Below are 16,943 nucleotides of genomic sequence, written 5' to 3' on the forward strand. Positions count from 1 at the left end.
GCGTACGGGGCCTCGGGTGCGCGGCATCAGAGGTCCCCGTCCGTCGACTCGTCCGACGGCCACGGGTCCCGCATCCACAGGTCGTCGGCCGGCGTCGGGGTGAGCAGCTCGGCCAGCGCGTCGTCCAGACCCAACCGCTCGGCCTCGGTGCCGGGCGGGACCACACGCAGCGTGCGCTCAAGCCAGGCCGACACGGAACCCGCCGGCGCCTCCAGCAGGGCGTCGCCGTCGGGGGAGCTCAGCGCCAAGCAGAGGACCGCCTTGTTGTCGACCTTCGTGGGCCAGATCCGGACGTCTCCGTGGCCGCACGGGCGGAACACCCCCTCCACCAGGAGCTCGCGGGCGAAGGTCCAGTGCACCGGGGTACTGGAACCGGTGTGGAAGGTGATGTGTACGGCGTACGGGTCGTCCGTCAGGTAGGCCAGCAGGGCGGGGACGGCGATGCTGCGCTCGGGGGACAGGACCAGCTTGAGTTCCAGTTCGCGCTCGATGACGGGGTGGTGCATGGCGGCCTCACTTCGGTTCTCCGGTGCGTTCGTGGGGCCGGGATCGCACCCCACACCGGGAGAGAGCGCCGAAGTGCCCGGGTATGACGCGACTTCGCGCACCGAATCAGGGATTGGCCGGATTCTGTTGGCTGACCAGAAACAGTCATGGGGTGCGGCGTTCGCTCAAAGGCTTGGATTCTCCCGTTACCGGACCTGTCGGGGGGCGGTTCTTGGCTATGGTCCTCCCTTGCACAAGCCTCAAGCCACGATCGGAGTTGGGGACATGACGGCCTCCCCTGGTGACGGCGAGCACGCGGCCCGCGAGGGCTACTACCCCGATCCGTCCATCCCCGGGTTCGTCCGGTACTGGAACGGCCTCAACTGGGTCCCGGGTACGAGTCGCCCCGCCCCCCGGACCGACGAGACCGGACCGGTGTTCCTGGACGAGACCGGCATGACCGAGGCGCTGCCGGAGCCCGAACCCGAACCCGAACGCGAACCCGAGCGCACGGTCCGAACGGCACGCGATCCGGAACGCGAACCCGAACCCGAACGCGAACGCGAACCCGAGTCCGAACCCGAACCCGTCGTGGCGCCCGCCGCACCCACGGGCGCCTGGCAGGCCGATCCCCTGCACCAATCCGGTTTCGGCGGCCCCCGCGACCACCGGGTGTCCTGGGGCAGCCGCCCCGAGCCGGAGCCCGAGGCCGGGCATGCGCCCGCCCCCGCGGCGGGGGTCTCGCTGGGCCGTGGCCCGCGCCCGGAGCCGCTGGACACGGTCGAACGGGCGGAGCGGGGAACGGGGGTGAACTTCGCCCGTAGACCGGACGCCGCGGCGGCGACCGCGGAGCGGTTCCCCGGGCAGGCCCCGGCGGGGCGGAGCTCCGCCGAGGGCGTGGGCATCCTGTCGGCGCGCTCCCCGGCAGCCCAGGCCCCTGCCCCGAGCCCTGCGCCCGCCCCTGCTACGGCTCCCGCTCCCGCTCCCGCTCCCGCACCGGCCCCTGCTCCCGCCCCCGCTCCCGCTCCGGCCCCTGCTCCCGCCCCTGCTCCCGTCGAGGCCGCGTGGCCGGAGGTCCCGGGAGGTAGCGCAGGCACCGGGCTCACCTCCTCGTGGCCCGAGACGCCGGTGCAGCGGATCGCGCCGGCTCCGGCGTCCGCGGAGGCTCCCCGGACGGAGGTCCGGCGTCCGCAGGCCCCGCGTCCGGAGGCCCCCGCGCTGGCCCGCCCCACCCCCGCCGCCTCCGCCGTGCCCGCTCTTGCCCAGGCCGCCGTTCCCCGGCCCACCGAGCGGGCCGTGTTCGAACAGATGGCGGAGCGGGCCGCCCGCCCCGCCGGGCTGGTCCGCCGGTTCGTGGCCCGAGTGCTGGACTCGGTCGTGCTCGGCGCCGTCGCGGCCGGGACCGCCTGGCCCCTCGTGCCCGTGGCCACCGCCCACCTCCAGGCCAAGGTGAACGCCGCCAAGGGAAGCGGACGGACCACCACCGTGTGGCTGTTCGACGCCACCATCGCCGGATACCTGGGCCTGGTCCTGGGGGCCGTTCTGCTCTTCGGGGTGTTCTACGAGGTCCTGCCCACCGCCCGTTGGGGCCGCACCCCGGGCAAGAAGCTCCTCGGGATCCGGGTGCTGACCTCCGCCACGCTGCGCCCGCCCGGCTTCGGTGCGGCCCTGCGCCGTTGGTTGGTGTGCGCCCTTCTCGGGCTCCCCGGCAGCCTCTGGTGCCTCGCGGACCGCCCGCGCCGCCGGGGTTGGCATGACCGGGCGGCCAAGACGTACGTGGCCCGCTGAGGGCCGCCCAGACGCCGTGCGGCGGCCCTTCCCCCGAACGGACGCCGTCCCGTTGCGGGATGCGCGGAGCCGGGTTCGACTCGGGCCATGAGTACCGATCAGCCGCCGCCGGGCCAGCCGCCCGAGGAGGACCCGTTCCTCAAGAAGCCCCAGGAACCGACGCCTCCGTCGGGCGGTTCGCCGTACGGTCCGCCGCCGGGAGGGCCGACTCCGCCCCCCGGCGGCCCGCCGCCCCCTCCGCCGGGCGGCCCGTACGGTGGAGGAGCGGGCGGCGGCTACCCGCCCCCGCCGCCCCCGAATGGCGGTGGCGGCGGCCCGTACGGCGGTGGCGGCGGCTACGGCATGCCCGATCCGCTCGCGGGGATGCCCCCGCTCGCTGACTTCGGCAAGCGGCTCGCCGCGCGGATCATCGACGTGATCATCGTGGCCGTCCCGCTGTTCCTCATCCAGCTGGCCTTCGGCGCCAACCGGTACGTGGTCGAGACGAACAAGGGCGAGGACGTCAGCGAGGTCTTCACCAAGTCCTACAGCGGCAGCGGTCTGATCATGACGCTGATCTCGATCGTCGCGTACGTCGGCTACGACTGGTGGTTCACCAAGAAGGACGGCAAGACCGTCGGCAAGAAGGCGATGGGCCTGCGGGTCGCGATGCTCAACGACGGCAGCGTGCCGCAGTCCAACGCCGCACTGGCCCGGGCCGCGGTCCTCTGGCTGCCGACGCTGATCTGCTGCTTCTGCCTGTGGCCGCTCGCGCTGATCGTGTCGATGCTCGTGGACAAGCCGTACAGACAGGGCTTGCACGACAAGGTCGCCAAGACCGTGGTGGTGAGCGCGGCGTAGCGACGCGGACCGCGCACAGGGGTGCGACTGGACTGGGCGGCTCGTGGCTCAGTGGTGCACCGGCTGTTCGGTGGCGGCCGTCCGGGGTTCGGGCACCCGGGCGGCCGTCGGCGCGTCCGCGGGGACCGGATCGGGCGTGATATCGGCAACACCGGGGGCGTCGGCGGGGGAACCGGCGGGGGCCGCGTGCCGGCCGCGGCGACGCGGGACCGCCGCGGTGAGCGCGACGAGCAGTCCGAGGGCCAGGGCGGCCGTGGTGATGACCGCGACGCCGAGCCCCGTGCTCGTCTGTGAGAGCAGCAGCATGGCGATCGTCGACACGACGACGGTGGCGGACCCGTAGAGGAGCTGGGCTGCGGTCGGACGCGGCATGGCGATATCCGTCCTCAAGGCGGGAGGGGGGCGTCTGCTCAACTAGGTCGCGCGGCAAGCGACTCTACGACGGTGGATTCCCGAGCGGAACCGCTAGTAAGCGTGACCTAACCCACGGTGCCCGGAGCACGGGGGGCGCACGGGTTCACACCCCGTCCCACGGTGTGGTCGGGACGCGCCCTTCGTCCCATATGGCAGAGGAACGTCCGGATAGCGGAACTCCCTGACCGCATAGTGCAGTTGTAAGGAACAAGTCAAGGTCTGTCTTTTCTTTCGACTCTCCGGTCAAATGTCGTCACTTGAGACGCGCGCCGCGCGGAACCCCCCGCTCCTATGGAGAAGTTCCGACCTGTGTCGCGGCCGCGGGAGGGGAACGACATCAAGTGACCAGCAATTCCAGTCGCCGACGAGCGCTGCGTGCCGTAGCCATCGGTGTGACCCTGGCCGCCTGCGCGAGCAGCGCCACCTTCTTCACCGTCACCGCGGCCCAGGCGGAGAGCCAGGCCCCGGCCGCGCCCGCTTCCGACCGGCAGGACCCGACCGCTCCTGCCAAGGTCGTCGAGCACGACCTCAAGGGCCCGTTCAGCGACCAGCAGGCCAAGCAGAAGAAGGCCGCCCTGGAGCAGGTGCTGACCGGCAAGAAGGACGTCGAGCAGCGCGGCGCCTCCAAGGTCGTCAAGCTCGACGACAAGAAGTACGTCGAACTCGGCCGCGAGAAGACCGACAAGATCTTCACGATCCTCGTCGAGTTCGGTGACCAGGTCGACAACACGACCATGTTCGACCCGGACGGCCCCGACGGCCCCAAGCCGGCGGTCCCGAAGTACGGCGGCACCCCCGGTCCGCTGCACAACACGATCGCGCAGCCGGACCGTGCGACCAACAACAGCACCGCCTGGCGCAAGGACTTCAGCCGCGACTACTTCCAGGACCTGTACTTCGGTACCGGCCAGGGCAAGAACTCGCTGAAGACCTACTACGAGAAGACCTCCTCGGGCCGCTACTCGGTCGAGGGCGAGGTCGCCGACTGGGTGAAGGTCCCGTACAACGAGGGCCGTTACGGCTCCAACTACTGCGGCCAGACCAACTGCTCCAACGTGTGGGACACCGTCCGTGACGGCGTCACCGCGTGGACGGAGGCCCAGAAGAAGGCCGGCAAGACCGACGCGCAGATCAAGGCGCAGCTGGCCCAGTACGACCAGTGGGACCGCAACGACTTCGACGGCGACGGCAACTTCAACGAGCCCGACGGGTACATCGACCACTTCCAGATCGTCCACGCGGGCGAGGACGAGTCGGCCGGCGGCGGCGTGCAGGGCACCAGCGCCCTGTGGGCGCACCGCTGGTACGCCTACGGCACCAACGTGGGCAAGACCGGCCCGGAGAACAACAAGGCCGGCGGCACCCAGATCGGTGACACCGGCATCTGGGTCGGCGACTACACGATGCAGCCGGAGAACGGCGGCCTCGGCGTCTTCGCGCACGAGTACGGCCACGACCTCGGCCTGCCGGACCTCTACGACACCTCCGGTGGCGGCGAGAACTCGGTCGGCTTCTGGTCCCTGATGTCGGCCGGCTCCTGGCTCGGCACCGGCAAGGACTCCATAGGCGACCTCCCGGGCGACATGACGGCCTGGGACAAGTTCCAGCTGGGTTGGCTGAACTACGACCGGGCCAAGGCCGCGACGAAGTCCACCCACAAGCTGGGCGTCTCGGAGTACAACACCAAGGACAAGCAGGCCCTGATCGTCGACCTTCCGAAGAAGAAGGTCACGACGGACATCGTCGCTCCCGCCGAGGGCTCCACGCAGTGGTGGAGCAACATGGGTGACGACCTCAAGAACACCCTGACCCGATCGGTGGACCTGACGGGCAAGAAGTCCGCCTCCCTGTCCCTCAAGGGCTGGTGGGACATCGAGAAGGACTACGACTACCTCTACACCGAGGTGTCCACGGACGGCGGCGCCAACTGGACCGCCCTGGCCGGTACCGCGAACGGCAAGGCCATTGCGGCCGACGCCGCTGGCTCCCCGGCACTGACGGACGTCTCCGGCGGCTGGCAGGACCTGGCCTTCCCGCTCGACGCGTACGCCGGCAAGAAGATCGACCTCCGCTTCCGCTACCAGACGGACGGCGGCGCGGGCGGCAAGGGCTTCACGGCCGATGCCATGACCCTCACGGCGGACGGCTCCGCGCTGTTCACCGACGGCGCCGAGAACGGCGACAACGGCTGGACCGGCAAGGGCTTCTCCCGCGTCGGCGCCGGCTTCACCAAGGAGTACGCGCAGTACTACCTGGCTGAGAACCGCCGCTACGTCTCGTACGACTCCACCCTCAAGGTGGGCCCGTACAACTTCGGCTTCGGCAACACCAAGCCGGGCTGGGTCGAGCACTACCCGTACCAGGACGGCCTGCTGATCTGGCTCTGGGACACCTCCCAGAAGGACAACAACACCAGCCAGCACCCGGGCTCCGGTCTGATCCTTCCGATCGACGCCAACGCCAAGCCGATGAAGTGGGCGGACGGCACCCTGCTGCGGAACAAGATCCAGCCGTACGACGCGCCGTTCAGCGCGTACTCGACGGACGCCTTCACCCTGCACAAGAACGGTGAGGCGCTGTTCCTGAAGCCGAAGCCCGCGAACATGGTCTTCGACGACCACAAGGGCAAGTACTACTACGACGAGAACCCGACCGGTTCGGTGAAGGTCACTGACACCAACACCAAGATCAAGATCGCCAAGGAGACGTACGACGGTCTCCAGATGACGGTCGAGGTCGGCCCCGCCGTCAAGTAATTCGGTAGAACCGCAGGTCAAAGCATGATCGGCCGTCGCCCCCTAGCGGGCGGCGGCCGATCGCGTTTAGATGCGTGGGCTGAGTGTCTTATTGACGGGGGAGCTGAAGATCATGCCCGGTGGAGGTTTCGTCAGGTTGCCAGGCGGCAGTGTGGTGGTCGCGCTCACACTGCCGAGGCCGTCCGGTGACGGCGGCAACGTCCGCGTCCTCGTGCACGCCGCGAACCGGGCCCGCGCCCTGACCAGGCTGCGGAACCTCGGCATGCGGGCCGTCTACCTGCGCGGCAACGCGCAGCCGCCGACCCCGGACGAGGTCACGGCCGTCCTGCACCACCCGGACGGCCTGCTGTGGCGCGGAGCCCCGGACCGGGCCCAGGAGCTCTGGCATCCGATCCGGGCCCTCCTGGGCCACTAGGGGCGCCCACGGCCACGAGGGCCACGAGGGCCACGAGGGCCACGAGGGTCATGCGGGGGCGGCGCCCCCGGCCACGGGAGCCGCCCGGGGTCCTCCGCGCGCCACCAGGGCCCGCCGGAGGCCTTTAGCGGGCGCTCCCGCCGACCAGGACGACCCCGGCCGCCTGGAGCTCCTCCACCGCCCGGGCGGCGGTGTGGGGGGCCACGGCGGCGGTCAGGTCCAGCAGCACGCGGGTGGAGAAGCCCGCGCGGGCGGCGTCCAGGGCCGTGGCCCGTACGCAGTGGTCGGTGGCGATCCCGACCACGTCCACCTCGGTGACCCCCCGGTCGCGCAGCCACTGGGCGAGCGGGGTCCCGTTCTCGTCGGTGCCCTCGAACCCGCTGTACGCGGCCTCGTGCGCCCCCTTGTCGAAGACGGCGGCGACGGCCCCGGAGGCGACGGCCGGGGCGAAGTTCGGGTGGAACCCGACGCCCTCGGTGCCCGCGACGCAGTGGACCGGCCAGGAGGTCTCGTAGTCCGGCTCGGCCGGGGGGCGCGCGAAGTGCGACCCGGGGTCGATGTGGTGGTCGCGGGTCGCGACGACGTGCTGGTAGCCGGCGGTGGCCTGCCCGATCAGCTCGGTGATGGCGGCGGCGACGTCGGCGCCTCCGGTGACCGCGAGGCTGCCGCCTTCGCAGAAGTCGTTCTGTACGTCGACGACGATCAGTGCGCGGTGCATGTCGCGTGTCCTTCGGTTGATGTGTGTCCCGCTGCGCGGGCTCTTCCCCCGGCCCCGGCCCCGCTACGCGTACTCGGTCGGGATGACGGCTTCGCCGCGCGAGAGCTGGGTCGCGGACAGGGGCAGCCCGGCGCGGGCCTCGTGGTGGCGCTCCCGTGCGGTCTCCAGTGGTTCGCGGGCCACCACCTCGCCCGCCTTGACCAGCTGGACCAGCAGCTGCGCGTCGGCCAGCGCCGCCGGTACCGGGCCGGTCCCCAGGACCTCCGCCTCGGCCACGCCGTCCGCGTCCAGCCGGCGGGCAGCCCACTTGCGGCCCCCGACCGAAGTCTTCCCGCCCGAGGACTTCTTCGCCACCGGCACCAGCGGCGCCTTCGGGTCCGCCGACGCCGCCCGCGCCACCAGCTTGTAGACCATGGAGCACGTCGGGTGTCCGCTGCCGGTCACCAGCTGCGTGCCGACCCCGTACGCGTCCACGGGCGCGGCGGCCAGCGAGGCGATGGCGTACTCGTCCAGGTCGGAGGTCACCACGATCTTCGTGCCGGTGGCCCCCAGCTCGTCCAGCTGCTGGCGCACCCGGTGGGCGACGAGCAGCAGGTCGCCCGAGTCGATGCGGACCGCTCCCAGCCCCGTCCCGGCGACCTCCACGGCGGTGCGCACGGCTTCCGCCACGTCGTAGGTGTCCACCAGCAGGGTGGTCCCGCTGCCCAGCGAGGCCACCTGGGCCCGGAACGCGTCCCGCTCGCCGTCGTGCACGAGCGTGAACGCGTGCGCCGAGGTCCCGACCGTCGGAATTCCGTACCGGAAACCGGCCGCGAGGTCCGAGGTCGAGGTGAAGCCGCCGACGTACGCGGCCCGGGAGGCCGCCACCGCGGCCAGTTCGTGGGTGCGCCGCGCGCCCATCTCGATCAGCGGCCGGCCGCCGGCGGCCGAAGCCATCCGGGAGGCGGCGGCGGCGATCGCCGAGTCGTGGTTCAGGATCGACAGGACCACGGTCTCCAGCAGCACGCACTCGGCGAAGCTGCCCTCGACGCGCAGCACCGGGGAGCCGGGGAAGTAGACCTCGCCCTCCGGGTAGCCCCAGATGTCGCCCGAGAAACGGTAGTTGGCCAGCCAGTCCAACGTCCGCATGTCAACGACGGCCTGCTCGCGCAGGAACTCCAACACCGCGCCGTCGAAGCGGAAGTTCTCCACCGCGTCCAGGACGCGGCCGGTGCCCGCCACCACTCCGTAGCGGCGGCCCTCGGGCAGGCGTCGGGTGAAGACCTCGAAGACCGAGCGGCGGTCGGCGGTGCCGTTCGCCAGGGCGGCCTGCAGCATCGTGAGCTCGTAATGATCCGTGAAGAGCGCTGTCGACGGCACGTCCACCGGCAGGCCCAGGTCCGCTGGGTTCATGTCCCGGATGCTAGCGCACATTTCGTCAGAGTGACGAGATCTCGGGGCCCGTTTGTGCGACCGGCCGGTCACAGTGGCAGCATGGGACAAGTGAGTGTTGCTCCCATTGAGATCGAACGCACCGAGTCGGCCGAAGAGACCTTCGCGGTCCCGGAACCCGACGTTCCCTGGGTGACCCTGGTGCACAACGACCCGGTCAACCTCATGAGCTATGTGACGTACGTGTTCCAGGCGTACTTCGGCTACTCGAAGGACAAGGCACACAAGTTGATGCTCGACGTCCACCACAAGGGGCGGGCGGTCGTTTCCAGCGGCACCCGCGAGGAAATGGAGCGCGACGTGCAGGCCATGCACGGCTACGGCCTGTGGGCGACCCTCTCCCAGGACCGCATCTGATGGGGCACTCCGCCGGTACGTTCGAACCCCTCAAGGGCGGCGGCGCCGCCATCGCACTGGACGAGATCGAGATCTCCATCCTGCGCTCCCTGGCCGTGCAGTTGCTCGAACTCATCGGTCCGGGTGCCCCCGAGCCCGACGCGGACGCCGACCCGCTGGCCGTGCTCTTCGCCGAGGGCAACGAGGGGCCCACCGAGCGCCCCTCCGACCCGGCGCTGGCCCGGCTCTTCCCCGACGCCTACGGCGGCCCCGGCCCCGAGGACCGGGGGGTGGACCCGGCCGAGCTCGCCGCCCGGTCGGCGGAATTCCGCCGGTTCACCGAGAACGACCTGCGCACCCGCAAGCGGGAGGACGCGCTGGCCGTCGTGCACAGCCTGGGCGACCTCGCCCCGGACGGCGAGGGCGTGGCCGTGCTGGAGCTCACCGGGGAGCTCCCGTTGCGCTGGCTGGGCGCCCTCAACGACCTGCGGCTGACCATCGCGGCCCGGCTCGACATCACCGAGGACGACGAGAGCGCGACGCTCTTCCGGTTGCCGGACGGCGATCCGCGCAAGCCGATGGTGATGGCGTACCTGTGGCTCGGCGGCCTCCAGGAATCGCTCATCGAAACCCTCTGAGACCCCTCGGAACCCTCAGGAAAGCCTCAAAGGCGAACGCTGTTCGCTCAGTGGACGCTCAAATCCGGATAACGATCAGATCACCGCCATGCGGTGATCTGATCCGTTTCAGGGCCCTTGCCCTGAATTTCATGTGAGGCAGATCACATTTCGACCCCTCGGTCGCCCATGGGCCCGTGATAGATCTTCACGATCGCCGGCGGGGCGCCACCCATGTCCCCCGGCCCGCTTGAACCGGCTGACCGCCGGGTGCACTCCATCCGTATCCGGGGGGATCGAGGACCCGATCCGCAGCCAGTCGAAGGCGCGGGTCGGCGTGGAGAAAGGCGCACCAAGACATGACCTCTGTGCAGGTCGAGCAGCACGACAAGGCACCCGGCGAGGGGGCCTCGGCCGAGGGTGGCGAGGGGTACCACCGCGCACTCGGAGCCCGCCAGATCCAGATGATCGCGATCGGCGGAGCCATCGGCACCGGCCTCTTCCTGGGCGCCGGCAAGGCGATCTCGAAGGCCGGACCGAGCCTGATCCTGGCCTACGCCATCGCGGGCCTGGTCATCTTCTTCATCATGCGCGCCCTGGGCGAGCTGCTGATGTACCGCCCGGTCTCGGGCTCCTTCTCGGACTACGCCCGCCAGTTCCTCGGCCCCTTCTGGGGATACGCGACGGGCTGGACGTACTGGCTCTTCTGGGTGGTCACCGGCATCACCGAGGTCACCGCAGCCGCCAAGTACATGTCGTACTGGACCCACGACGGCTTCCCGCAGTGGGCGTACGCACTGATCTTCACGGTCATCCTCTACGGCGCCAACCTGATCTCCGTGAAGCTCTTCGGCGAGCTGGAGTTCTGGTTCTCCATGGTCAAGGTCACCGCCATCGTCGGCATGATCCTCATCTGTGCCGGCGTGCTCACCATCGGCTTCTCCGACGCCGCCGGCACCGCCTCCTTCTCCAACCTGTGGAACGACCGGGGCTTCTTCCCGAACGGCATCGGCGAGACGCTGATGACGCTCCAGATCGTCATGTTCGCCTTCCTGGCGGTCGAGCTCGTCGGTGTCACCGCCGGCGAGTCCAAGGACCCCGAGAAGACCCTGCCCAAGGCCATCAACACCGTGCCGTGGCGCATCGCCGTCTTCTACGTCGGCGCCCTCATCATGATCATGTCGGTCATCCCGTGGTCCAACTTCAAGGCGGGCGAGAGCCCGTTCGTGCTGGCCTTCGAGAAGATGGGCCTCGGCCTCGGCGCCGCGATCGTCAACTTCGTCGTGCTGACCGCCGCCCTGTCCTCCTGCAACTCGGGCATGTACTCCACCGGCCGCATGCTGCGCGACCTCGCGCTCAACGGCCAGGGCCCGAAGGTCTTCACCAAGCTGACCAAGAGCGGCACCCCGCTCGTCGGCACCACCTTCTCCGCCGCGCTGATGCTGGTGGGCGTCTGGATCAACTACGTCGCCCCGGGCAAGGCCTTCGACTACGTCGTCTCCTTCGCCACCATCTCCGGCATGTGGGCCTGGATCATGATCCTGGTCTGCCAGATCCGCTACCGCGCCAAGGTCAACCGCGGCGAGCTGCCCGCATCCCCGTTCAAGACCCCCGGCGCACCCTGGACGAGCTGGTTCGCGCTGGTCTTCATCGGTGTGGTCATCGTGATGATGGGTATCGACGCCGACTCCCGCGTCTCGCTCTACTGCGCCCCGCTGTGGGGTCTCATCCTGGGCGTCTCGTACCTGGTGCTCAAGAGCCGCAACCCGGCCGGAGCCGCCTTCAACAAGGTCTCCTAGCCGGTCCCACCCTTCGGTTCCAGACCGCCCGTCACGGCCGGGGACCGAGGTGCCACGGACCTCGCGTCCAGCATTCGGGCCCTCCCGTACCACACCTCGGTACGGGAGGGCCCGTCTGCTTATCCTGTCGCTCATGCTGACCCTCACCCAGGCCCTGTACGACCAGATCGTCGAGCACGCCCGTCAGGACCACCCCGACGAGGCGTGCGGCGTCGTGGCCGGCCCGGCGGGCACCGACCGCCCCGAGCGGTTCATCCCGATGCTCAACGCGGCCCGCTCGCCCACGTTCTACGAGTTCGACTCGAAGGATCTGCTCAAGCTGTACCGGGAGCTCGACGACCGGGACGAGGAACCCGTGATCGTCTACCACTCGCACACCGCGACCGAGGCCTACCCCTCCCGCACGGACATCACGTACGCGAACGAGCCGGGCGCGCACTACGTACTGGTGTCGACGGCGGACACCGATGGCCTCGGGGAGTTCCAGTTCCGCTCGTACCGGATCGTCGACGGGGTCATCACCGAGGAAGAAGTACAGGTCGTAGCGGCCTACTGACCACGATGCGAGCGGTTTGCGTCCACGATGCGGGATCACACTCCAAACGGGGGACCGGGAATCGTTAACATGACCGCATGGTTCCCCATGACGTGAGCATCGAGACGCCCAGCAGGCTCCTGCTTGTGGCGCGGCTGCACGTCGACCTGTGCCGCCTCGCCAGCAGCATCTGTCCTGCCGCCTGAGCACCACAGCCCCCCCGCACGGGCCCCTTGTACCTGCGCCGCGCGCCCCTGCACGCCCGCCCCGCCTTACTTCACCACTTCACCACTGGAGCCTGCCATGGCCATCGAGGTCCGCATCCCCACCATCCTCCGCACCTACACCGACGGCGAGAAGGCCGTGAACGGTGAGGGCACCACCCTCTCCGAGCTCTTCGCGGACCTGGAGACGCGCCACAAGGGCATCGAGGAGCGCATCGTCGACGGCGGCAAGCTGCGCCGCTTCGTGAACGTCTACCTCAACGACGAGGACGTCCGCTTCCTCGACGGCATCTCCACGGCGGTCAAGGACGGCGACAGCGTCACCATCCTCCCGGCGGTCGCCGGCGGCTCCGTCTGATGCGCTACGACTCCCCGCTGGCCGCGATCGGCAACACGCCGCTCGTCAGGCTGCCCCGGCTGTCGCCCTCGGACGACGTCCGCATCTGGGCCAAGCTGGAGGACCGGAACCCGACCGGCTCGATCAAGGACCGCCCCGCGCTCCACATGGTCGAACAGGCCGAGAAGGACGGCAGGCTGTACCCGGGCTGCACCATCCTGGAACCCACCTCGGGCAACACCGGCATCGCCCTCGCGATGGCGGCGAAGCTCAAGGGCTACCGGATCGTGTGCGTCATGCCGGAGAACACGAGCCAGGAGCGCCGTGACCTCCTCGCCATGTGGGGAGCCGAGATCATCTCCTCGCCGGCGGCCGGCGGATCGAACACCGCGGTCCGGATGGCCAAGGAACTGGCGGCGCAGCACCCCGAATGGGTGATGCTGTACCAGTACGGGAACCCGGACAACGCGGGAGCCCACTACGCGACGACGGGCCCGGAGATCCTGCGGGACCTCCCCTCGATCACCCACTTCGTGGCCGGCCTCGGCACCACGGGCACCCTGATGGGCGTCGGCCGTTACCTGCGCGAGCACGTCGAAGGCATCAAGATCGTGGCCGCCGAGCCGCGCTACGACGACCTGGTCTACGGTCTGCGCAACCTGGACGAGGGCTTCGTCCCCGAGCTGTACGACGCGTCGGTCCTGACGACCCGCTTCTCGGTGGGCTCGGCGGACGCGGTCACCCGCACACGGGAGCTGCTCCAGCTGGAGGGCATCTTCGCGGGCGTCTCCACCGGGGCCGCCCTGCACGCGGCGATCGGGGTGGGCCGCAAGGCGGTAGCCGCCGGCGAATCGGCGGACATCGTGTTCGTGGTGGCCGACGGCGGCTGGAAGTACCTCTCGACCGGCGTCTACACGGCGGCGACGACGGAAGAGGCCATCGAAACCCTTCAGGGCCAACTCTGGGCCTAAGCGGGCTCGGGGAAGTGAGGCACGCTCCCACGCCGCCCGGCACGCACTCTCGCCGCACCGGCCGAAGACCCGAGTACGTCCAGTACAAGGGCCTTCAGCCGGCACGCCGAGAGCACGCACCGAACGACGCGGAAACGCACCCCACTTCCCTGAGACCGCTTAGTGCTGTGTCGGAAAGGTGTGCGGGTAGGCCCGCGGCGTCCGGTGCGGTGCATCGCAAGGCTGGGTGTGCGCCCCAGGTGGCGGCCTCCGGTGGGCGGCGAGCCGCGGACGCGGGGCGCGGTCCGGCTCTGCGCGGGGTCGGTGCCCGCACGCGGCCGGAGGCGGTCAGCGGGACAGGAAGTCCGCCAGAACTGCGGCGTGGCTCGATGCGGGGTTCCTCACCGCGGTCAGCAGGGTCACCGGGCCCGCCGCACCCGCACCCGTTCCGTCATCAGCGGCCACCTCCGAGCCCCTTGGCCTCGTCCCACACCGCAGGATCCAGCACCCCCAACCGGTTCTGGAACTCCCACACCCACACCTCCGCGGGCCGGTCCGCCTCCAGGAAGCTCGCCCGGCCCTGTGCCCCCACCGTCCCCGGCGGTAGCGGGATCACCCCGGCCCGCCGGTCGTCGTACTTCGCGGTGATCCACGCGACCCGTACCCGGTGGGCCCGTACGGAGGCCACGGCCAGCACCAGGCACGGCCGCCCGTCCGCCAGACACCACAGTTCGCCCGCCCGCGGCTGCGGCGGAGCGCCCGGCCCGTGCGGTGGCGCGGCCCGCCGCGGGATTCCCGACCGACGCCCCGCGACCAGCACCACCAGCGCCACGGCGACGGCCGCGGCAGCTGCGGGCCACCAGGACGTGTCCATCTTCCGACCGTAGCCGCACCGCCGGACCCCGGCACGGGCAGTGCACCCGCCCCGGTGCCGGCCCGGCACCGGCACGCCCGTGCCCACCGTCGCTCCCCCGGGTGACAGCTCAGGTGATTCCCCCCACAACGGCCTGCCGCGGAGGAGCGACCTGACGTTTCGCGCCTTACGCTCGACGCACGCACGGCCCGCATTCCGTCCACGGACCGTCCCCGGAGGTTTTCGCTCCATGAAGCTCACCGTCGTCGGCTGCTCGGGGTCGTTCCCCTCCGCGGAATCGGCTTGTTCGAGCTACCTCGTTGAGGCCGACGGCTTCCGGCTGCTCCTCGACATGGGCAATGGCGCCCTCGGCGAGCTCCAGCGCCACTGCGGTCTCTACGACCTCGATGCGATCTTCCTCAGTCACCTGCACGCCGACCACTGCATCGACATGTGCGCGTACTTCGTCGCCCGCTTCTACCGGCACGATGGCGGTCGCTGCGGCACCATCCCCGTCTACGGCCCCGAAGGCACCGAGAAGCGCCTGACGACCGCGTACGACGACGTCCCGGACGAGCGCTCCATGAGCGAGGTCTTCGACTTCCGGACCCTGAAGCCCGGCAGCTTCGAGATCGGCCCGTTCAAGGTCCGCACCGAGCGGGTCAGCCACCCGGTCGAGTCCTACGGCATCCGCGTCGAGCACGGCGGCCGGTCCCTCACGTACTCCGGCGACACCGGTGTCTGCCCCGAGTTGGGGCTGCTCGCGGAGGGGGCGGACCTCTTCCTGTGCGAGGCCTCCTTCACGCACGGCAAGGAGGACGTCCCGGACCTCCACCTCAACGGCCGCGAGGCAGGGGAGTTCGCGCGCGGCGGCAAGGTCGGTCGCCTCGTCCTGACGCACGTTCCGCCGTGGACGGACGCCCGGCAGAACCTCGCCGATGCCCGTGAGGTCTACGACGGCCCGGTCGACCTCGCGTACGCGGGCGCCGTCTACGAGATCTGACGCACGAAGCCCGAAACGAAGGTGCCCCCACCCTCCCTTGCGGGAGAGCGGGGGCACCTTCGTACCTGCGCGGGTGCTTACTTGGCCTCGGCCTTCAGCAGTTCGGCGAGCTCCTCGTCGGACTCGCGGCCCGGCGTCGGGAGGTTGAACTTGGTGATCGCGAAGCGGAAGACCGCGTAGTAGACCACGGCGAAGCAGAGGCCGACGCCGGCCAGGCCCCACGGGTTGTTCGCGATGCCCAGGTTCAGCAGGAAGTCGACCGCACCGGCGGAGAAGCCGAAGCCGTCCCGCATGCCCAGGGCCCAGGTCAGGGCCATGGAGACACCGGTCAGCACCGCGTGGATCGCGTACAGCACCGGGGCGATGAACATGAAGGTGAACTCGATCGGCTCGGTCACGCCGGTGACGAACGCGGTGGCCGCGAGGGAGAACATCATGCCGCCGACGACCTTGCGGCGCTCGGGGCGGGCGCAGTGGACGATCGCGAGGCAGGCCGCCGGGAGGGCGAACATCATGATCGGGAAGAAGCCGGTCATGAACTGTCCGGCGTTCGGGTCACCAGCGAGGAAGCGGGCGATGTCGCCGTGGACGGCGCCGTCGGCGGTGTCGAAGGAACCGGCCTGGAACCACGGGAAGGAGTTCAGCAGGTGGTGCATGCCGATCGGGATCAGGGCACGGTTGGCGACGCCGAAGAGACCCGCGCCGACGGCGCCCGAACCGGTCAGCCACTCACCGAAGTTGTGCAGACCCGTACCGAGGACAGGCCAGATGAGGCCGAAGACGATGCCGGTGACCAGGCCCGCGAAGGCGGAGAGGATCGGGACCAGACGACGGCCGCCGAAGAAGCCCGCCCAGTCCGGCAGCTTGGTCCGGTAGAACTTCTGGTAGAGCAGGGCCGTGATGATGCCCATCACGACACCGCCGAGCACACCGGCGTTGACGGGGGCGTCGACGTTGACGATCTGGCCCTTGACGACCTTGGCGACCTTGGGGAGGTTGCTGTCGGTGAAGGTGGCCAGCACCTTCTGGAAGACCAGGTAACCGGTGACCGCGGCGAGCGCGGTGGAACCGTCGGACTTCTTGGCGAAGCCGATCGCGATGCCCACGGCGAACAGCAGCGCCATGTTGTCGAGGATCGCGCCACCACCGGCGGCCATATAGCCGGCGATCTTGGTGACGAAGGTCGGGAAGGTGTCCTTCCCGAGCATGTCGTCCGCGCCCAGGCGCAGCAGGAGTGCGCCGGCGGGCAGCACCGCAACGGGGAGCATGAGGCTCCGGCCGATGCGCTGCATGACGGCCATCACGCCCGCGCCCTTCTTGTTTTCCGCAGCGGTGGCTGTGGACATGGTCTTCCTCCATTGGGCAAGGCGCCGCCCGGGGACAAGGGAGAATACGGGGAGGCGACGTCTCAGAAAGGGGGGACCGCGGGGCCCGATGAGCC

General features: G+C 70.1%; 18 protein-coding genes. 12 read left to right on the plus strand and 6 right to left on the minus strand.

The window, feature by feature from the left end; all coding sequences use genetic code 11:
* Positions 1–26: 26 nt before the first annotated feature.
* Positions 27–506 (minus strand): SsgA family sporulation/cell division regulator, encoded by a 480-nt coding sequence (locus tag ABZZ20_RS17180; RefSeq protein ID WP_356870208.1) that lies wholly within the window; start codon positions 504–506, stop codon positions 27–29.
* Positions 507–771: 265 nt separating this feature from the next.
* On the opposite strand from ABZZ20_RS17180, the gene ABZZ20_RS17185 reads away from it, so the two are divergent.
* Both ABZZ20_RS17185 and ABZZ20_RS17190 read left to right on the plus strand, forming a co-directional pair.
* Positions 772–2,274 (plus strand): RDD family protein, encoded by a 1,503-nt coding sequence (locus ABZZ20_RS17185; protein WP_356870209.1) that lies wholly within the window; start codon positions 772–774, stop codon positions 2,272–2,274.
* An 87-nt stretch (positions 2,275–2,361) separates the two neighbouring features.
* Complete coding sequence (locus tag ABZZ20_RS17190; protein WP_356870210.1) at positions 2,362–3,114, plus strand: RDD family protein; 753 nt, start codon at positions 2,362–2,364, stop codon at positions 3,112–3,114.
* A 48-nt stretch (positions 3,115–3,162) separates the two neighbouring features.
* On the opposite strand, the gene ABZZ20_RS17195 is transcribed toward ABZZ20_RS17190, so the two are convergent.
* Positions 3,163–3,486, minus strand: coding sequence for a hypothetical protein (locus ABZZ20_RS17195; RefSeq protein ID WP_356870211.1), 324 nt, complete (start codon positions 3,484–3,486; stop codon positions 3,163–3,165).
* A gap of 383 nt (positions 3,487–3,869) precedes the next feature.
* Between ABZZ20_RS17195 and ABZZ20_RS17200 the strand changes: the two genes are divergently transcribed.
* Complete coding sequence (locus ABZZ20_RS17200; protein ID WP_356870212.1) at positions 3,870–6,284, plus strand: immune inhibitor A domain-containing protein; 2,415 nt, start codon at positions 3,870–3,872, stop codon at positions 6,282–6,284.
* Positions 6,285–6,396: 112 nt separating this feature from the next.
* A complete protein-coding gene (locus tag ABZZ20_RS17205) occupies positions 6,397–6,699 on the plus strand; it encodes a hypothetical protein (protein ID WP_356870470.1) in 303 nt (100 codons plus the stop codon).
* 124 nt (positions 6,700–6,823) lie between these two features.
* Here the strand turns inward: ABZZ20_RS17205 and ABZZ20_RS17210 are convergent, their stop codons facing one another.
* Both ABZZ20_RS17210 and ABZZ20_RS17215 read right to left on the minus strand, forming a co-directional pair.
* Positions 6,824–7,417: a nicotinamidase gene (locus ABZZ20_RS17210; protein WP_356870213.1), complete on the minus strand. Its 594-nt coding sequence runs from the start codon at positions 7,415–7,417 to the stop codon at positions 6,824–6,826.
* 63 nt (positions 7,418–7,480) lie between these two features.
* Positions 7,481–8,809, minus strand: a complete 1,329-nt coding sequence (locus ABZZ20_RS17215; RefSeq protein WP_356870214.1) for a nicotinate phosphoribosyltransferase — start codon at positions 8,807–8,809, stop codon at positions 7,481–7,483.
* Between the two features lie 81 nt (positions 8,810–8,890).
* Between ABZZ20_RS17215 and clpS the strand changes: the two genes are divergently transcribed.
* The 7 genes from clpS to ABZZ20_RS17250 all read left to right on the plus strand — a co-directional run bounded on the left by clpS (position 8,891) and on the right by ABZZ20_RS17250 (position 13,667).
* Positions 8,891–9,205 (plus strand): ATP-dependent Clp protease adapter ClpS, encoded by a 315-nt coding sequence (gene clpS, locus ABZZ20_RS17220; RefSeq protein WP_053784844.1) that lies wholly within the window; start codon positions 8,891–8,893, stop codon positions 9,203–9,205.
* On the plus strand, positions 9,205–9,822 hold the full coding sequence (locus ABZZ20_RS17225; RefSeq protein ID WP_356870216.1) for a DUF2017 domain-containing protein: 618 nt from the start codon (positions 9,205–9,207) through the stop codon (positions 9,820–9,822). Before clpS ends, ABZZ20_RS17225 begins: the two co-directional genes overlap by 1 nt.
* A 338-nt stretch (positions 9,823–10,160) precedes the next feature.
* Entirely contained in the window at positions 10,161–11,600 is a 1,440-nt protein-coding gene (locus ABZZ20_RS17230; protein WP_356870218.1) for an amino acid permease, read from the plus strand.
* 133 nt (positions 11,601–11,733) lie between these two features.
* Positions 11,734–12,156 (plus strand): M67 family metallopeptidase, encoded by a 423-nt coding sequence (locus ABZZ20_RS17235; protein WP_356870220.1) that lies wholly within the window; start codon positions 11,734–11,736, stop codon positions 12,154–12,156.
* A gap of 77 nt (positions 12,157–12,233) precedes the next feature.
* Positions 12,234–12,341 carry a putative leader peptide gene (locus tag ABZZ20_RS17240; protein WP_311318620.1) on the plus strand — a complete coding sequence of 36 codons (108 nt, stop codon included), beginning with the start codon at positions 12,234–12,236 and terminating at the stop codon, positions 12,339–12,341.
* Between the two features lie 97 nt (positions 12,342–12,438).
* On the plus strand, positions 12,439–12,717 hold the full coding sequence (locus ABZZ20_RS17245) for a MoaD/ThiS family protein (RefSeq protein ID WP_356870222.1): 279 nt from the start codon (positions 12,439–12,441) through the stop codon (positions 12,715–12,717).
* The gene (locus ABZZ20_RS17250) at positions 12,717–13,667 is read left to right on the plus strand and encodes a cysteine synthase (protein WP_356870224.1); all 951 of its coding nucleotides are present in this window, start codon (positions 12,717–12,719) and stop codon (positions 13,665–13,667) included. The genes ABZZ20_RS17245 and ABZZ20_RS17250 overlap by 1 nt, the downstream gene beginning before the upstream one ends.
* Positions 13,668–14,100: 433 nt before the next feature.
* Here ABZZ20_RS17250 and ABZZ20_RS17255 read toward each other — a convergent pair whose 3' ends face one another.
* The gene (locus ABZZ20_RS17255; protein ID WP_356870226.1) at positions 14,101–14,520 is read right to left on the minus strand and encodes a hypothetical protein; all 420 of its coding nucleotides are present in this window, start codon (positions 14,518–14,520) and stop codon (positions 14,101–14,103) included.
* A 229-nt stretch (positions 14,521–14,749) separates the two neighbouring features.
* Between ABZZ20_RS17255 and ABZZ20_RS17260 the strand changes: the two genes are divergently transcribed.
* A complete protein-coding gene (locus tag ABZZ20_RS17260; RefSeq protein ID WP_356870228.1) occupies positions 14,750–15,502 on the plus strand; it encodes an MBL fold metallo-hydrolase in 753 nt (250 codons plus the stop codon).
* 77 nt (positions 15,503–15,579) lie between these two features.
* On the opposite strand, the gene ABZZ20_RS17265 is transcribed toward ABZZ20_RS17260, so the two are convergent.
* On the minus strand, positions 15,580–16,848 hold the full coding sequence (locus ABZZ20_RS17265; RefSeq protein ID WP_356870230.1) for a PTS transporter subunit EIIC: 1,269 nt from the start codon (positions 16,846–16,848) through the stop codon (positions 15,580–15,582).
* Positions 16,849–16,943 lie beyond the last annotated feature (95 nt).

The sequence above is a fragment of the Streptomyces sp. NPDC006430 genome (assembly GCF_040612395.1).
GTDB lineage: Bacteria > Actinomycetota > Actinomycetes > Streptomycetales > Streptomycetaceae > Streptomyces.

Bases quoted from the DNA above. Each gene is read 5' to 3' on its own strand.
- clpS (WP_053784844.1), top strand. From the start codon at position 8,891: ATGGGACAAGTGAGTGTTGCTCCCATTGAGATCGAACGCACCGAGTCG.
- ABZZ20_RS17185 (WP_356870209.1), top strand. From the start codon at position 772: ATGACGGCCTCCCCTGGTGACGGCGAGCACGCGGCCCGCGAGGGCTAC.
- ABZZ20_RS17215 (WP_356870214.1), bottom strand. From the start codon at position 8,809: ATGAACCCAGCGGACCTGGGCCTGCCGGTGGACGTGCCGTCGACAGCG.
- ABZZ20_RS17210 (WP_356870213.1), bottom strand. From the start codon at position 7,417: ATGCACCGCGCACTGATCGTCGTCGACGTACAGAACGACTTCTGCGAA.
- ABZZ20_RS17195 (WP_356870211.1), bottom strand. From the start codon at position 3,486: ATGCCGCGTCCGACCGCAGCCCAGCTCCTCTACGGGTCCGCCACCGTC.
- ABZZ20_RS17180 (WP_356870208.1), bottom strand. From the start codon at position 506: ATGCACCACCCCGTCATCGAGCGCGAACTGGAACTCAAGCTGGTCCTG.
- ABZZ20_RS17225 (WP_356870216.1), top strand. From the start codon at position 9,205: ATGGGGCACTCCGCCGGTACGTTCGAACCCCTCAAGGGCGGCGGCGCC.
- ABZZ20_RS17230 (WP_356870218.1), top strand. From the start codon at position 10,161: ATGACCTCTGTGCAGGTCGAGCAGCACGACAAGGCACCCGGCGAGGGG.
- ABZZ20_RS17260 (WP_356870228.1), top strand. From the start codon at position 14,750: ATGAAGCTCACCGTCGTCGGCTGCTCGGGGTCGTTCCCCTCCGCGGAA.
- ABZZ20_RS17235 (WP_356870220.1), top strand. From the start codon at position 11,734: ATGCTGACCCTCACCCAGGCCCTGTACGACCAGATCGTCGAGCACGCC.
- ABZZ20_RS17205 (WP_356870470.1), top strand. From the start codon at position 6,397: ATGCCCGGTGGAGGTTTCGTCAGGTTGCCAGGCGGCAGTGTGGTGGTC.
- ABZZ20_RS17245 (WP_356870222.1), top strand. From the start codon at position 12,439: ATGGCCATCGAGGTCCGCATCCCCACCATCCTCCGCACCTACACCGAC.
- ABZZ20_RS17265 (WP_356870230.1), bottom strand. From the start codon at position 16,848: ATGTCCACAGCCACCGCTGCGGAAAACAAGAAGGGCGCGGGCGTGATG.
- ABZZ20_RS17250 (WP_356870224.1), top strand. From the start codon at position 12,717: ATGCGCTACGACTCCCCGCTGGCCGCGATCGGCAACACGCCGCTCGTC.
- ABZZ20_RS17240 (WP_311318620.1), top strand. From the start codon at position 12,234: ATGGTTCCCCATGACGTGAGCATCGAGACGCCCAGCAGGCTCCTGCTT.
- ABZZ20_RS17255 (WP_356870226.1), bottom strand. From the start codon at position 14,520: ATGGACACGTCCTGGTGGCCCGCAGCTGCCGCGGCCGTCGCCGTGGCG.
- ABZZ20_RS17190 (WP_356870210.1), top strand. From the start codon at position 2,362: ATGAGTACCGATCAGCCGCCGCCGGGCCAGCCGCCCGAGGAGGACCCG.